The organism is Caballeronia sp. INML1, from assembly GCF_023631085.1.
Classification (GTDB): Bacteria; Pseudomonadota; Gammaproteobacteria; order Burkholderiales; family Burkholderiaceae; genus Caballeronia; species Caballeronia turbans.
This window is the reverse complement of the sequence record NZ_JALQDT010000051.1, coordinates 264,079-280,014: the sequence shown is the minus strand read 5'-3', so window position 1 is coordinate 280,014 and position 15,936 is coordinate 264,079. Positions and strand designations below refer to the sequence as shown.

Sequence of the window (15,936 nt, the reverse complement as noted above, 5' to 3'; positions counted from 1 at the left end):
TTCCTTAATCGAAATAAGAAAGTTTAGTTTTTTGAATGGGGGATCAGAGCGCAGACTACGGCTTTCTTCGATTCCGATCAAGCGACGCCATGCAACCCAATCCCTTCAAGCTCGAACGCTATTTCGCACGGCACGAATTCACCGCGCGCCATCTCTTGTGCAGCTCCGATCCCGAATCCATGTCGGTCGGCGAATTGTTGGCGTACGAACCCGATGCAATCGACGGATTGCGCGATACCTGGCTCGGCTACACCGAGTATCCCGGCGCGCCCGCGCTGCGACGCGAACTCGCGACGTTGTACGAGCACATCGACGAAGACGAAATCATCGTGCACACGGGCGCGCAGGAAGCCATTTATTCGTTCATGCACACGATGCTCGCGCCGGGCGATCACGTGATCGTGCATATGCCGGGTTATCAGTCGCATTACTCGGTGGCCGAGGCCATGGGCGTGCGTGTGTCGCCGTGGAAGGCGCGAGAGGAAGCGGGCTGGGCGCCCGATCCGGACGAACTCGAAAGGCTAGTCACACCGGCTACGCGTGCGCTCGTGATCTGCGCCCCGCACAATCCGACCGGCTATCTGCCGCCGCGCGAAGTGTTCGATGCGATCCTCGCGTTCGCGCAAAAGCACGGGCTGTGGCTCTTCAGCGACGAGGTGTATCGCGGGCTGGAGCACGATCCAGCCGATCGCCTGCCCGCCGCGTGCGACGTCTACGAGCGCGCGATCTCGCTCGGCGCGCTTTCGAAGTCGCACGGGCTCGCGGGTCTGCGTCTCGGATGGATCGCGACGAAGAGCGCGCAGGTGCTCGCGCGCATGAGCACGTTCAAGGACTATCTCACCATCAGCAATAGCGCGCCGAGCGAGTACCTTGCGGCGATCGCGGTGCGCCACACCGATGCGCTCATCGCACGCAATGTGTCGATCGTACGCGCCAATCTGCATACGCTCGACGACTTCTTCGCGCGTCACGCGGACCGCTTCGAATGGCATCGTCCGCGCGCGGGCACGATCGGCTTCGTGCGACTGAAGCGCGGACACGCGGAGCAGTTCTGTGCCGAACTGCTCGCATGCACGGGCGTGCTGCTGCTGCCTTCGACGCTGCTCGATCACGGCGACGCGCATGTCCGCCTCGGCTTCGGCAGACGCAACCTGCCCGAGGTCGTCGGGCTTCTCCACGCCTATTTGGAAGCCACCGCCACGAGCACCGCATCCTGACGATACGCCGCCGGGAACATCTGCTTCAGGTTTGCTACCTTCGGCAGATCGTTGATCGCGATATACGGGCTTTCCGGATGTTCCGTCAGGTAGTTCTGGTGATAGCCTTCGGCCGGATAGAAGCCCTTGTAGTCTTCGACCCGCGTGACGATCTTGCCGCTATAAACGTGCGCATTGTCGAGTTGCGCGATATAGGCATCGACGATATCGCGCTGCGCCGCATTCGTCGGAAACACAGCCGAGCGGTATTGCGTGCCGTGATCCGGGCCCTGGTAGTTCAACTCGGTCGGGTTGTGCGCGACAGAGAAGAAGATCTGCAAAAGCTTGCCGTAGGTGACCTGTGCCGGATCGTACGTGATGCGCACCGATTCTGCGTGGCCCGTGTCGCCTTCGCTGACGCGGTCGTATTGCGCGGTATCGGCTCGGCCTCCCGCATAACCGGACATCACTTCCTTTACGCCGCGCACGTGCTGAAACACGCCTTGCACGCCCCAGAAGCAACCGCCTGCGAACACGGCGGTTTCCGTATGCACGGCGCCCGCGGTTTCGTCGTGCGCGGGCGGCGGGATCTTCACGGCTGCCTCGCTCGAATGCGCGACGCGCTGCAATGCGAACGCGCCCGCGAACAGCACGGCCACGCTTGCGGCCTTGAACGTCTTGCTGGTGGTCTTGAACATCTTTGCTCCTTCGTGTGTCTCGTTCAACCGAACGTGAACGCGTACGCTTCGACCCCAGGGTCGAGAAATTCGATCGTGAATGTGCGATCCGCAACAGGCCCCGTTTGCCGCACGAGTTGATAGAGGCGCTGCTCTGTCACCGTGCCGCTTCCGTCGGCCTCTACGTCGCTGCCGTGCGATGTGCCGGGTGCCGCGCCGTCGATGCTCACGCGAAAGCGCACAGGCGTGCCGTCCTTCGACGGTCCGAGCACGAGATGCAGATCGCGCGCGTGAAACCGATAGACGATACGGCCCGTCGCGCCTTCGAGCGTCGCGTGCTCCGCGCCGACTTTCCAGGCGCCCGCGAGGCCCCAGTCATTGACGTCGAGTGCTTTCGGCGCGGCATAGTCGTGAAGGCGATCCGGCGTTTCGCCGCCCGGCGACATGAACTGCTGCGCGCGCTCGTAGCCGATATACGTTTCCGGCGAACGCATGTCCTTATTATCGGCCTGCATCATCGCGCCCTCGCCGATGGCATCGTCGTGGCTCTTCGCGGTCATCGCCACGGAAGGCGCGGCGCCGTGTCCCGCTTCGGCCAGCAGTTGCTGAATTACATGCTCGGAGTGCGCATAGTCGCCCTCACCGAAATGGTGATAACGGATGTTGCCCTGCGCATCGATGAAATAATGCGCCGGCCAGTATTGATTGTTCAGCGCACGCCAGATCGCATAGTTGTTGTCGATCGCGACGGGGTAATCGATGCCGAGATCGTGGACCGCCTGCTTCACGTTGTCGACGTTGCGCTCGAACGCGAATTCCGGCGCATGCACGCCGATCACGACGAGCCCCTGATCGCGATACTTCTGCGCCCACGTCTTCAGATACGGCAGCGTGCGCAGGCAGTTGATGCACGAGTACGTCCATACATCGACGAGCACGACCTTGCCGCGCAACGCTTCCTTCGTGAGCGGCGGCGAGTTGATCCACTGCACGGCACCGTCGAGCGGCGGAAGCGTGCCCTCAACGGGCAACGGCGCGGGGCTCGCGGACTTCGGCGGCTCGGTGCTCGCCCGCATCATCGCGGCCCCGTTGTTGCCGGCGTCGGCGGACATCATCATCGCGCCATTGTTCTTCGTCGAAAGCTTATCGACGAGTTGCTGTTCGATACCGGATGTCGCCACCGTCGAGATGCGAGCGAGCGCGCCGGTGTCGAGTCCGAGCGCGATCGCGACGACGCCGAGCAGCATCGCCGCACCGATGCCACGCCGCACCCATTCGCCGGCACCCAGCGAGCGCTTCATCGCGGCGAACACGCGTTTGCCGATCAGCAACGCGACCGCGAGCGAACTCCCTGCGCCCGCCGCATAAGCGAGCAGCAACAGCGTGGTGCCGACGCTCGCGCCGTTGAGCGCCGCGCCCGTGAGCACGAGACCGAGAATCGGGCCCGCGCAAGGCGCCCACAGCAGGCCCGTCGCAATGCCGAGCACGAACGATCCGCCGAAGCCCGGCTTGCCGTCGCCGCGCTGCGCGAGGGCGGTGAGACGATTGCCCGCGCTGACGAGCGGATGCATCACGCGCTCGGCGACGCCAGGCAAAAGCAGCGTGAGACCGAATACGGCGAGCAGCACGATGGCGGCCCAGCGGCCGTATTGATTGGCCTGCGTGACCCAGCCGCCACCCACGGCCGCAAGCGTCGCAACCACGGCGAACGTCAGACCCATGCCCGCGAGCAGAGGCAGGCCGCTCTTCACGAACGGCTGGTCCGCGCGCGAGAACACGAAAGGAAGCACGGGCAGGATGCACGGACTGAGAATCGTCAGCGCGCCGCCGAGATAGGCAAGGACGATGAGCAACATGATGATGTCGGGTCGGATTTGGTCGTGTTGTGAACGCGGTTCAGGCCGCGCCCGGCGTGAAAGTCATTGCGACGCCGTTCATGCAGTAGCGCAGGCCCGTGGGCTTCGGTCCGTCGTCGAAGACATGGCCCAGATGACCGCCGCAGCGCCGGCAATGCACTTCGGTGCGCTCGACGCCGAACGAGCCGTCGATACGCGTCGCAACCGCATGATCGAGCGGCGCCCAGAAACTCGGCCAGCCCGTGTGACTATCGAACTTGGTGCGCGACGAGAACAGCGCCAGGTTGCATCCCGCGCAATTGAACATGCCCGTGCGATGCTCGTCGTTCAGCGGACTCGTGTACGGGCGCTCTGTTCCTTCGCGTCGCAACACGTCGAACTGAACCGGATTGAGCAGGCGGCGCCATTCGTCATCGGTATGGACGATTTCGAAGCGTTCCTGCGACGGCGTCTGCGTTTGCGGGCCGGCGGCGAGCGCGCGCAGGCGTCCGCCCAGAGCGAACGCGGCGGCGGCTGCCGCGGTGCCCGTCAGGAGAAAGCGGCGGCGGGTTTGCATGATGCGTTCCTCGTCATCGAGTGGGTTAGACGCATCGTAGTTGCGCGCGCATCCCCGAGTCCTCACCGAAAGTTAAATTAAATGTGATACTTCGGCGCGCGCTTTTCTGCACAATGGCACAGACGCTCGTCCATTTCTTCCGCTAACAGGGCGAGCATCATTCGACATTCGCTCATGGATCATCCGAAACGCATTCTGATCGTCGAAGACGACGTGCATATCGCCGATGTGCTGAGTCTCAACTTGCGCGACGAGCGCTATGAAGTCGTGCATAGCGCCGATGGCGCCGAAGGGCTGCGCTTGCTGGAGCAGGGCGGCTGGGACGCGCTGATTCTCGATCTGATGCTGCCCGGCGTCGATGGCCTCGAAATCTGCCGCCGTGCGCGGGCCATGACGCGCTATACGCCGATCATCATCACGAGTGCGCGCTCCAGCGAGGTGCATCGCATACTCGGTCTGGAACTCGGCGCGGACGACTATCTCGCGAAGCCGTTCTCGGTGCTCGAACTCGTCGCGCGCGTGAAGGCGCTGCTGCGCCGCGTCGATGCCGTTGCGAAGGACTCGCGGCTCGACGCGGGGCGTATCGAAGTTGCGGGCATCGCGATCGATCCGCTCGCGCGCGAGGCATGGGTCGATGGCGCGCGCATCGAACTCACGCCGCGCGAATTCGATCTGCTGTATCACTTCGCGCGTCATCCGGGCAAAGTGTTTTCGCGCATGGATCTGCTCAATGCGGTGTGGGGCTATCGACATGAAGGCTATGAGCACACCGTCAACACGCATATCAACCGGCTGCGCGCAAAAGTAGAGAGAGATGCCGCTGAGCCGAAGCGCATTCTCACGGTATGGGGCCACGGCTACAAGCTCGCGGCGCAATCGCCCGAGGGCGAGGACACCGCGCCGTGAAGCTCACGCTGTCTCAACGGCTCTTCGCGGTGTTTTGCGTGCTGCTGCTCGCGTGCTGTGGCGCGTCGGCATGGCTGCAGATCCGCGCGAGCGACCTGCGCGAGAAGGAGGTCATTCAAAGCCTTTCACGCGGACTTGCGGCGCACATCGCCCATGACGGCGCGCTCGCCGACGCGAACGATATCGACGCGCCTGCCGTGCGCCGTCTCTTCAGTCAGTTGATGGTGGTGAATCCGAGCGTCGAGGTCTATCTGCTCGATGACACGGGGCGCGTGCGCGCCGACGATGCGCCGGCCGGACACCTGAAGCGCAACCACGTCGATCTCGCACCGGTTCGCAAGTTCCTCGATGGCGCGGCCCTGCCGATCCTGGGCGACGATCCGCGCAGCGACGACAAGCGCAAGGTGTTCAGCGCCGCGCCGCTCGCCGCGCCCGGCAAGCCGCCCTTCGGCTATGTCTATGTGGTGCTGCTCGGCGAGGAGCACGACGCGCTGGCGGCGAAGGCATCAGCGAGCGCGGTCTTGCGCACCACGCTCGCATCGATGGGACTCGTCACCTTGCTCGGGCTCGTCGCGGGCCTGGTCGCGTTCGGGCTCGTTACACGGCCGCTGCGGCGACTCACCGAGGCGATGCGCAAATTCGACGCGCGCGGCGCGCCTGCGGATCCGCCTTTGCCTTCGGCGCCGCGAAAGGGCGCAGCCGACGCCCGTGAGAACGAACGCGACGAGATCGTCGTGCTGGAAAGCGCATTCGCGCAGATGGCCGAGCGCATCGCCGAACAGTGGCGCGCGCTCGGCCGGCAGGATCGGGAGCGTCGCGAGATGGTCGCGAATATCTCGCACGATTTGCGCACGCCGCTGTCGTCGCTTCATGGTTATCTGGAAACGCTGTCGCTCAAGTCCGACACGCTTCCCGATGCCGACAGACGCCGCTATCTGTCGATCGCGCTTGCGCAGAGCGCGAAGGTGGGTCATCTCGCGCAGTCTTTGTTCGAGCTCGCAAAGCTCGAACATGGCATGGTCGCGCCGGAAGCCGAGCCGTTCTCGCTGGTCGATCTCGTGCAGGACGTATTCGAAAAGTTCGAGCTGGCCGCGCAGTCCAAAGGCGTGCGTCTCACTGCGCAGATCGCCCCGCGCTTGCCGAGCGTCATTGCGGACCTCGGCATGATCGAACGCGTGCTCACGAATCTGCTCGACAACGCGATCCGTCATACGCCTGCAACCGGCACGGTGGATGTGACGCTTGCACATGGGCGCGAGCATGCCGAGAGAGTCGAGGTGACCGTCAGCGACACAGGGACAGGCATTGCGCCCGCGATGCGGGAAGCGCTGTTTCAGCGCCCGTTTGCATCGGGCGGTGCGCATCGCGGCGGGCTCGGCTTGCTCATCGTGCAACGCATGCTGCAATTGCACGGCAGTGAGATTCGCATGATCGATACCCAGGGCACAGGCACGACGTTTCGCTTCGAATTGCCCGCCGCTGTCGCGCAAAGCGGCGAAGGCTCGCCGCATGCGCACGGATGGCGCGGATAAAAAAAAGCCCGGCATTGCTGCCGGGCTGAATGGGACGGTCATCGCCTGCGCCTGATCGCGCAGTTGGAATGCGCGTGCGGCGTTGCCCGGTCTGACCATCCGCGTGGACGTTTGAATGAAAGCCGAGTCGCAGCGGGCTGCAAGGCAGAGCCATCGAATTGCCATACTGCCTGCGCCTTGTGAGACGTTTTAGTCCTACAGGCTTAAACCAATCTTAAGGACTGTGCGCACGGAGCGGCGCGTATGGGCACGAAACCCCCTATACGGTCAATCGTTTCTAATGCGTCGCTTTCCGTGCCATTGCAAATAAGCGTGTTCACTTATCGGCTAAAACGGTCGGGAAAAAATGCCGAATGACAGCAGCATGAAAAACGCGGCGTTCATCCATACCGGAAACTCACCTTGGTTTCCTTCAATATGTTTGCTAGCATGTAATCGGATCGCAGCCGTTTCTTGATTCTTCGGTCAATAAGTGCGGCGCTGTGGCGTGGAAGTCAATAAGGCCGTCGAGGCCAACAATAGTCGGAGCGCGCCAGGTCGCCGTTTCGCGTTGCATCGCTGCATAAGAAATGAATTCCGCATGTCGGCCGCTGAACGGTCGACTGGTAGTTTTGCGCCGAGCGCTGCAGTGCATCGCAATAAAGATAAGCACCGACGTTTAACGCATTTCACATTTTGTGCTATTTACGCGCTTTCTTTGAGCGCCGGAAATATCTCTTGGCGCCGCAGGTGATTTCCAGACAACCGGTTATCGTCATCGATTCTCAATGACGGTGGAATGTCGCACGCATACGATCCTTGCACAATGCAGGAGGAAACGTGGATACGGAACTGAGTCAACGGCTTGCGAAATCGTTATGGCGTTGTGCATCGCACGGGCAGGTGCTGACTTATCAGCGTTTTCATGCGCAATGCGACAAGACGGTGCCGCTGCCTCAGCGCTACGCCGCGCTCGAGTCGGCGATCAAGACGCTCGGCGATGTGAGTGACATCGACTACGGCGTGCTCATGGCGCTCGACAATGGCTTGCCGGGCGCGGAGTTCTTCCAGCGTTATCTGCGTTATCGTCATGGTGAATATGTAATGCAGATGGGCGACCCGAAATATCATCGCCAGACGCTCGCGCGCAAACGCACCCTCGTCGCACGCGAACGCGATCGCGTGTACGCGCACGCCCGCATGGTGGAGGAGGCGAGGGCCAGACAGGCGGCATGAGCTTCGCTCAGACAACGAAAGACTCAAGGCTCGGCCTCGTCCATTACTTCGAGGCGAGCCTTCGTCGGCTCGACATTGCGTTCACCAACTTGACGCGATGCCGACGAACCGTCCAAACAAAGTGAGCGCCAGCAAACACAAGCCATGCCTTATGCGCCAATAGATAGTTCCCTGGAGCATATTCGCTCTCGGATGCCGCTTTACGAAGGAGCCGCTTAATATAATCGTCTCAATACCTCGACACGAGGGCGAGATCGAATGAGACCGGTTGTATTCGGGAACCGCTTCGGATGGCTGCACGCGGGAAGCGGCACGCGCGGCGTGGTGCTTTGTAACACGTATGGCCACGAATACGTGTGGACATACAGCGGCATGCGCCACCTCGCGGATGCGTTATCGGCGCGCGGCATGTGGGTGCTCCGTTTCGACTATCGGGGCACGGGCGACTCGGCGGGCGCCGATCTCGCACCGGATCAATTCGAATCGTCGGTCGAAGACATCCACGCGGCCGTCGACTGGTTCAGGACAGAGACAGGCATCGAACACGTCACGTTATGCGGTTTTCGCGTGGGCGCGGCATTCGCGCTTGCTGCGGCACTGCGCCGACCCGTCGACGAACTTGTACTGCTCGCGCCCGTCACGAGCGGGCGCGTGTATATGCGCGAACTGAACATCGTGCGCAAAACATGGCTCGAATTGCTTGCGCCGCCCTTGCGCGAGATGCAGCAAGACGATGTCCGGTTCAACGTGCTTGGTCAGATGTATGGCGACGAATTCAGGGACTCGCTGCAAGCTATCGACCTCGTCGCGAGCGTGAACGGCACGGCAAGCGCGCCGGCGCGTCGCGCGTTGATCATGAATGTCAAGGCGGGCGGGACGGACCCTTTGCGCGACGCCCTCGCTGACAAGGGCGTCGAAGCAGAGGCGCGTCCGTTCGAAGACCTGACGGGCTTCATTCAGGAAACTGCCTTCAACGCAGTGCCGCGCGCCGCGTTCGCCGAGGTCGTGGCGTGGATCGCGGGCCGCGCCGCGCCGGTAGCTCATGTGGCGTCCATGGCCGATGCCGATAGCTGGCCCGCGCTGAACATTGAAACCCCCGAGGCGATCGAGCGTCCGGTGCGTATCGGCGACGAAGGGCTTTTCGGCATCCTGTGCGAGCCGCGCACGGGTTCGGCGCGCGGCCCGGTGTACCTGATCGCGAATACGTCGGCGAGTTCGCGCGTGGGCGACAGCAGGCTATCGGTACGCATTGCACGCGAGCTCGCGAGACGTGGCGTGGCATCGCTGCGTTTCGATGCGCGTGGCCGCGGCGATAGCCCGGCAGCGCCGGGCAAGGTGCAATCGGACACGGCATTCGGCCGCATCTACAACCCGATCGCGACCGACGACACCGCGGCCGCGGCACGCTGGCTCGCACGCCAAGGTTATAAGTCGATATTCGCGTTCGGCGTTTGCTCAGGCGGGTATCACGCGCTCAAGGCGGCGGTCATCGAAAAGGCGATCAATGGCGTCGTCACGGTGAATCTGCCGACGTTCAAACGACCAGCGGACGTCGCGCCCGATGGCTTGCGTCAATCGACGCGCAATTCCATGGCAGGTTATGCATTTTCGATGCTCGATCCGCAGAAATGGAAAGCTATCCTGCGTGGCGAAAAACAGTTGACGCGTGTCTTGCGCTTTGTGCTCGGCTATGTGATGACACGCGCGCGTTCACGTATCGTCGATGTGCTGAGGCTCGATCGTCTGAGCCAGACGCCGCCCGAACTCGCCACGGAGCCCGGTCCGATTATTCGCGCGCTCGATGCAAAAGGCGTGAAGACGGTGCTCGTCTATGGCGCCTACGATGCGGGGCTGGATCTGATCGCCGCGCATTTCGGCAAGCACGGCGCGCGCCTTTCGCGCTTTCCGTCCGTGCGCATGATGATCTTTCCGGACCTCGACCATTCGCTCTTCATGACGGCCGGCTCGGCGCACGTCGTCGCGCTGTGCGAACGCATGGCCAAGGAAACAAACGCGCCCATAGCCGATGCGGCTTTTCCCGGCAGAGAACCCGTCGTGTTGTGACCGAGAGGAACGCGCCTTGATGCGTCGCAATACGTCGCGTCAGCGAACTCGCCGCGTCTTGAGTATCCTTCGAGGTTGGAACCCGCCCTTCGCGGGCAGTGTCCCATCGGGAATCCATGTCGGCGGATGTCGAACGGCGCGTTCGCGTCGCGAGGGCCGCTCAACACAATGCACAGGAGTCTGGCGATGTCGATCGAAAAGGTTCTATACCGTGCGCATGCTCATGTCACCGGCGGACGCGATGGCCGCGCGACCGTACCCGAAAGCAATCTGGATCTTCGGCTGACGACTCCGAAAGAACTCGGCGGCGGTGGCGGCGATGGCACGAATCCCGAACAGCTGTTCGCCGCGGGCTATAGCGCGTGCTTCATTGGCGCGATCAAGTTCGTTGCCGCACGCGACAAGATTACGCTGCCCAAAGACGTTGCCATCGACGGCAGCGTGGGCATTGGACAAATCCCGAACGGCTTCGGCATCGAAGTCGAACTGAAGATCTCGCTGCCAGGCATGGATCGTAACGAGGCGCAGGCGTTGATCGACAAGGCGCACGTCGTGTGCCCTTATTCGAACGCGACCCGCAACAACATCGATGTCAAACTGACGCTGGCATAGGCATGTCGAACGCCCGAGCGTGCTTTGGAAGGGACGCTCGGGCGTGCGTCACCACGTTTCTCGCATCACCATCAGACGCGCTTCGGTCATGTCCTCAATCGCATAGCGAATGCCTTCCCGGCCGAGTCCCGAATCCTTCACGCCGCCATAAGGCATGTTATCGACCCGGAAAGAGGGCACGTCGTTGATCACGACCCCGCCAACTTCAAGTGAATTCCATGCTTCATGCGCATGCGCGAGTGAATCCGTGAAAATGCCCGCCTGCAAGCCGAAATCGCTGTCGTTCACGGTATCGAGCGCGTCGTCGAAGTTATCGAACTTTTCGAGAATGGCGACAGGCCCGAACGCTTCCTTGCGATAGAGATCCGAATCTCGTCCGACGTTTTCGAGAAGCGTCGCTTCGAACATCGCGCCATCCACCTTGCCGCCAGCGATGATCTTCGCGCCGGCCTTCACGGCGTTTTCCATCCAACCGGCGAGGCGTTTCGATTCCGACTCGGAAATCATCGGTCCGACGAAGGTCTTCTCGTCCTTTGGATCGCCCATCCGGAGCGACTTCGTTTTCTCGATCAGCTTTTCACGCAAGTCATCGTATAGAGACGCGTGCACAAGAATGCGTTGCACGCCGATGCAACTTTGCCCGGACTGATAGAAAGCGCCGAACGCCAGCCGGTCGACTACATAGTCGAGCTTGCCGCCCTGATCGCTATCGACGATCGCGGCGGCGTTTCCGCCGAGTTCCAGAATGACCTTCTTCTTGCCTGCTTTCGCCTTCAGTTCCCAGCCGACCGCGGGCGAACCGGTGAAGGAGAGGAGCTTGAAACGCTCGTCGGTGGTGAACAGATCGGCGCCGTCGCGATGCGCCGGCAGTATCGAGAATGCGCCCTTGGGCAGATCCGTTTCCGCGAGCACCTCACCGATGATCAACGCGCCGATCGGCGTGCGGCTCGCAGGCTTCATGACGAACGGCACACCAGCGGCGATTGCGGGCGCGACCTTGTGCGCGGCAAGATTCAAAGGAAAATTGAAAGGCGAAATGAAGGAGCAGGGACCGATCGGCACGCGTTTTACATAGCCGTGATAACCCTTTGCGCGCGGCGAGATCTCCAGATTCAGTATTTCGCCGTCGATCCGAACCGACTCTTCGGCTGCGACCTTGAACGTATCGATAAGACGCGTAACTTCGCCGCGCGAATCGTTGATCGGCTTGCCGGCTTCGATGCATAAGGCCATTGCCATTTCATCGGAGCGCTCGCGAAACCGCTTCACGCAATGCTCGAGCACCGCCTGACGTTTGAACGGGGGAAAGGCGCGCATGTCGGGCATCGCGGCGACCGCAAGGCCGATTGCCTCGTCGATGGCGTGCGCATCGGCAAGTGCCACGCGTGTGGCGACTTCACCGCTGAACTTGTCGGTCACCGCAAGATCGGTATTGGCGGCTACCGGCTCGTTGGCGAGGTAATAGGGATAAGTCGGCTTCAGCATGAACGGTCTCCTGTCGGGGGACGACGCGTTGTCGATATCGTTCAGATTACCGCTTAAACGCCGCGCGTGCAGGCAACACCGACTGTGGAATGAGATAGCATGCGAACGGAACCGAACGAAGCGTGCATGCGCGCTTCATGTATCCGACATGAGGAGGAAACGATGCTGACTTCTGGAATCGATCACGTGGGCCTCGCCGTCCGCAATCTCGACGCGACCCGAGACTTCTTCGTTCAGTGTCTGGGCTGGAAGATCGCCGGCGAGCGGCCCGAGTACCCAGCCGTGTTCGTATCCGACGAAAAGTTGTTGGTTACGCTATGGCAGGTGAAAGACGACCCGGCGCCAATAGCATTCGACCGGCGAAAGAATATCGGGCTTCATCATCTTGCGCTGCGTGCAGCGGATGAAGCCGCGCTCGCGACGATTCTCGATCGCGTGTCGGCATGGCCTGGCGTGACGGTGGAATTCGCGCCGGAACCGCTAGGGGCAGGGCCGAAACGCCATATGATGATCTATGAACCGGGCGGCATTCGGATCGAATTCGCGTTCGATCCACGCGTTTAGATTAAATGGATTGTAAAAAACAGCGGAGTCTTGAACGAACTCCGCCGTTTATCTATTCATCTTCAGCCGATCAGGAAAGGCGTGCGATCTTCGACGGATGCAAGCCATGCGGGTGCACGTCCACGTCCGCTCCACGTTGCACCTGATTGCGGATCGCGATAGAGCGCGGGTTGGGGACCGCGCGGCTGTCCCTTTCTTTTGCGCTTGACTGCGGCGCGCGCCTTGCCTTCAGCCTTGGTCGCCGGCGCACTCGCGCCGACCGCGAACTTGCTGCGGTCCTTGGCTTTGGCGATCCAGCCGGGTGCACGTCCGCGCCCGCTCCAGGTCGCGCCGGTTTTCGGATCCTGATAGGCAACCGTGCTTTGTTTTTTTGCCGGGGCCGATCGGCCTGCCTTCTTGCGCGTGCCAGAATATTGTTCGATGTCCGCGACGGTCAAACCATGGCTCGACATCAAATCATGAATCTTTTTCAGCACGCTTTCAGATTCTTTAGCGATGAGCGCATCGGCTTTCGCTTGAAGTGCTTCGATACGTGCCTGAATACTTTCTAGCGTCGACATGACTTACCTCTAATAAATTGTCGTCTGCACTATGCCACGGACGTGCGTGACGCGCTAGAGGAAATTCGTGTCAATACATGGCAAATGACATTCACGGAAAGTGTTTTAACGCGATAACCGTGCGACGCACATTGAGGTATCTATTGCTATCCCGCCAGGAAAGTTGTTCAGCATCTTTCTTAAAGCAGCTGTCTGTTCGAGTTCTTTGAACGATCGTCGACATTTGCGTCTTATGACCAAAGGCGTTGCGATCGACCGGTGAGCGAAACGCGCTTGGCATCGATGGACATTGCGCTAATTTCGATGTTGACGCACGCCATAAACGGCGTGAAGCGCAATGCACGCGCTGCGCTTCAACTTCCGCGATAGGTTCCGAAGCTCCACGGCGAACACAGCAGCGGCACGTGATAGTGCTGCGCGGCATCGGCAAGTGTGAAGCGCACTGGGACGACGTCGGCGAATACATCGGGGGTCTTGAAGTAGTCCGCTACCCAGAAACGCAATTCGAAATCGCCTGCACGCGCCTGTGCGGCCGGCAGGATCGGTGAATCCGTGCGCCCATCGCGATTGGTGCGCGTGCGCGCGAGCAGCGTGGGCGGCTGCGTGCCGATGTCGAACAATTCGATCTGCATGCCCGCGGCGGGCTTGCCGAGCGCGACGTCGAGCACATGCGTAGTGATGCCTGCGGCCATGATGATGTGTCTCCTGATCTGGCGTTTCGTTTGTGTTCCGCTCAACTGCCGCGGTAGTAGTTGTAGCTCCACGGCCCGAACAACACAGGCAGGTGAATGCGCTGGTTGATGTCGATGATGCGAAAGCGCAGCGGGATCTTCGAAAGGAACAACGGTTGCGGCAGATTCGCCTTGCGCGCGGCGAAGTATTCGTCTGCATGCAGCAACAGTTCATACGTGCCTGCGCGATACGTATCGCCGATCAGAAGCGGCGGCTCGCTGCGGCCGCTCGCTGCGAGCGTGATCGTCTGCAGAAGCTTCGAGCGTCCGTCTTCGATTGCGAACAAGTCCACACGCATGCCCGCGGCGGGCGTGCCGTGCCATGTATCGAGACCGTGCATCGTGAGACGCGGACTCAGGCCGTCCTGTTGCACCGGACCTGTCGTCTGGTTCGGCGCGGGCGACGCTGGCGCATCGGCGGAGAGGGCGGTCTTCGCCATCAGCATGCTTGCGCCCAACGAGACCGATTGCAGGGCAAAGCGTCGGCGGCTCACATCGAAAGCCGGAGAAGTGTCTTTGTCGCGCATGTCATGCACCTTGTTTGTTGCCGAGCTTGCGGATGCCGACGATAACCAGCACCGCAGCCAGAATTTCGATGACGGCCACGAGATAGAGACCGGAGGTCAACTTGCCCGTCGCGTTCTTGACGAGTCCCATGACGTAGGGCGCGCCGAAACCCGCGAGATTGGAGACGGAGTTGATGAGCGCCACGCCGATTGCCGCTGCGCTGCCCGCGAGATAGCGATTGGGCAACTGCCAGAACACGGGGATCGCGCTCATCGTGCCGATCAGCGATGCCGTCATGGCCAACAGCGCGATAACCGGCGAAATCTTGTCGAGGCCCATCAGCACGGCAAGCACCGCCATCGATATGCCGCCGACGATGGCCGCCCCGCTGAAGTGCCAGCGCACTTCATTGCTGCGGTCCGAGTGCGCACCGTTGATGATCATGCCGGCCGCGCCGCACAGATAGGCCACTGCCGCGATCCAGCCGACGGCCATCGGCGTGCTCACACCTACGTCCTTGATGACGGTCGGAATCCAGAAGGTGAGCGTCGAGTTCGCGCACAGCAGGCAGAAGAAGATCGCGATCAGCAGCCACACCTTCCGATTCGTGAAGAGCGATCGCCAGTCGTGTCCACGCTCGCCCATTGCGGCATTGTCGCGTTGCAGGGCATCGAGCACTACGCGTTTTTCATCGTCGTTGAGCCAGCGCGCCTGCTCGGGCTTGTCCGTCATGTAGAAGTAGGCGAACACACCGGCGAGCACCGACGGAATGCCTTCGATGATGAAGAGCCACTGCCAGCCATGCATGCCGTGCACGCCGCCCATCGACGTCATGATCCAGCCGGCGAGCGGACCGCCGAGCACCCCCGCTATCGCCGATGCCGACATGAACGTGCCGAAGGCCCGCGCGCGCCGCTGCGACGGATACCAGTACGTGAGATAGAGAATGACGCCCGGATAGAAGCCCGCTTCGAAAGCCCCAAGCAGGAAGCGCAGGATATAGAACTGCGTAGGCGTGGTGACATGCGTCTGCAGCATGCAGATGATGCCCCAGCAGATCGTGATGCGCATGATCGTCTTCTTTGCGCCGATCTTCTGCAGCAGCATGTTCGACGGCACTTCGAACAGGAAATAGCCGAGGAAGAATATGCCCGCGCCGAGTCCATATACGGCTTCGCTGAAATGCAGCGAGTCCAGCATCTGCAGCTTGGCAAAGCCGATGTTCACGCGATCCAGCCACGCGAGCACCCATAGCACGCCGAGAAACGGCAGCAGGCGCCATGACACCTTGCGATAGACGCTCGCTTCGGCGCTTTCGGCCTCGCTCGCGAAGACCGGCATCTCCTGTTTGATGAGCGACATGGTTTCTCCTTTCCAGTCGGTTTGCGTCGCACGGACACTGTCGTGCATTCGGTGGAAGCAAGTATAGAAACGGCCAAAAAATCGGGAACGGGCGGCGAGCCAATAGGCCCCAT

At 61.5% G+C, this 15,936-nt stretch carries 15 protein-coding genes; 7 read left to right on the top strand and 8 right to left on the bottom strand.

Going from position 1 to position 15,936, the window contains the following annotated elements:
* The first annotated feature begins 89 nt into the window (after positions 1–89).
* A complete protein-coding gene (locus tag NCR38_RS17435; RefSeq protein WP_061115792.1) occupies positions 90–1,217 on the top strand; it encodes an aminotransferase class I/II-fold pyridoxal phosphate-dependent enzyme in 1,128 nt (375 codons plus the stop codon).
* Here the strand turns inward: NCR38_RS17435 and msrA are convergent.
* From msrA to msrB, 3 genes are read right to left on the bottom strand one after another with little or no spacing between them, the layout of a single operon-like run.
* Positions 1,181–1,894: a peptide-methionine (S)-S-oxide reductase MsrA gene (msrA, locus tag NCR38_RS17430; protein WP_061115793.1), complete on the bottom strand. Its 714-nt coding sequence runs from the start codon at positions 1,892–1,894 to the stop codon at positions 1,181–1,183. The two genes, NCR38_RS17435 and msrA, sit on opposite strands and share 37 nt — an antisense overlap.
* A 23-nt stretch (positions 1,895–1,917) precedes the next feature.
* Positions 1,918–3,729: a cytochrome c biogenesis protein DipZ gene (locus NCR38_RS17425; RefSeq protein WP_061115794.1), complete on the bottom strand. Its 1,812-nt coding sequence runs from the start codon at positions 3,727–3,729 to the stop codon at positions 1,918–1,920.
* A 40-nt stretch (positions 3,730–3,769) separates the two neighbouring features.
* Entirely contained in the window at positions 3,770–4,285 is a 516-nt protein-coding gene (gene msrB, locus NCR38_RS17420) for a peptide-methionine (R)-S-oxide reductase MsrB (RefSeq protein ID WP_061115795.1), read from the bottom strand.
* Positions 4,286–4,459: 174 nt separating this feature from the next.
* Between msrB and NCR38_RS17415 the strand changes: the two genes are divergently transcribed.
* The 5 genes from NCR38_RS17415 (at position 4,460) to NCR38_RS17395 (ending at position 10,614) form a co-directional block, all read left to right on the top strand.
* Entirely contained in the window at positions 4,460–5,191 is a 732-nt protein-coding gene (locus NCR38_RS17415) for a response regulator transcription factor (RefSeq protein WP_061115796.1), read from the top strand.
* Positions 5,188–6,723: a HAMP domain-containing sensor histidine kinase gene (locus tag NCR38_RS17410; RefSeq protein WP_061115797.1), complete on the top strand. Its 1,536-nt coding sequence runs from the start codon at positions 5,188–5,190 to the stop codon at positions 6,721–6,723. Before NCR38_RS17415 ends, NCR38_RS17410 begins: the two co-directional genes overlap by 4 nt.
* Before the next feature lie 819 nt (positions 6,724–7,542).
* On the top strand, positions 7,543–7,938 hold the full coding sequence (locus NCR38_RS17405) for a hypothetical protein (RefSeq protein ID WP_061115798.1): 396 nt from the start codon (positions 7,543–7,545) through the stop codon (positions 7,936–7,938).
* A gap of 258 nt (positions 7,939–8,196) precedes the next feature.
* The gene (locus NCR38_RS17400; RefSeq protein ID WP_086960622.1) at positions 8,197–10,002 is read left to right on the top strand and encodes an alpha/beta fold hydrolase; all 1,806 of its coding nucleotides are present in this window, start codon (positions 8,197–8,199) and stop codon (positions 10,000–10,002) included.
* A gap of 186 nt (positions 10,003–10,188) precedes the next feature.
* Positions 10,189–10,614, top strand: a complete 426-nt coding sequence (locus NCR38_RS17395) for an organic hydroperoxide resistance protein (protein WP_061116076.1) — start codon at positions 10,189–10,191, stop codon at positions 10,612–10,614.
* Positions 10,615–10,662: 48 nt separating this feature from the next.
* On the opposite strand, the gene NCR38_RS17390 is transcribed toward NCR38_RS17395, so the two are convergent.
* On the bottom strand, positions 10,663–12,099 hold the full coding sequence (locus NCR38_RS17390; protein ID WP_250477423.1) for an aldehyde dehydrogenase family protein: 1,437 nt from the start codon (positions 12,097–12,099) through the stop codon (positions 10,663–10,665).
* 162 nt (positions 12,100–12,261) lie between these two features.
* On the opposite strand from NCR38_RS17390, the gene NCR38_RS17385 reads away from it, so the two are divergent.
* On the top strand, positions 12,262–12,663 hold the full coding sequence (locus tag NCR38_RS17385; protein ID WP_061115800.1) for a VOC family protein: 402 nt from the start codon (positions 12,262–12,264) through the stop codon (positions 12,661–12,663).
* Positions 12,664–12,725: 62 nt separating this feature from the next.
* On the opposite strand, the gene NCR38_RS17380 is transcribed toward NCR38_RS17385, so the two are convergent.
* From NCR38_RS17380 to NCR38_RS17365, 4 genes are all read right to left on the bottom strand, one after another.
* A complete protein-coding gene (locus tag NCR38_RS17380; protein ID WP_061115801.1) occupies positions 12,726–13,223 on the bottom strand; it encodes an H-NS family nucleoid-associated regulatory protein in 498 nt (165 codons plus the stop codon).
* A gap of 353 nt (positions 13,224–13,576) precedes the next feature.
* Positions 13,577–13,915, bottom strand: a complete 339-nt coding sequence (gene uraH, locus NCR38_RS17375) for a hydroxyisourate hydrolase (protein WP_061115802.1) — start codon at positions 13,913–13,915, stop codon at positions 13,577–13,579.
* Between the two features lie 41 nt (positions 13,916–13,956).
* A complete protein-coding gene (locus NCR38_RS17370; protein ID WP_061116077.1) occupies positions 13,957–14,481 on the bottom strand; it encodes a hydroxyisourate hydrolase in 525 nt (174 codons plus the stop codon).
* A 1-nt stretch (position 14,482) separates the two neighbouring features.
* Positions 14,483–15,823, bottom strand: coding sequence for an MFS transporter (locus tag NCR38_RS17365; RefSeq protein ID WP_061116078.1), 1,341 nt, complete (start codon positions 15,821–15,823; stop codon positions 14,483–14,485).
* Positions 15,824–15,936: the final 113 nt, after the last annotated feature.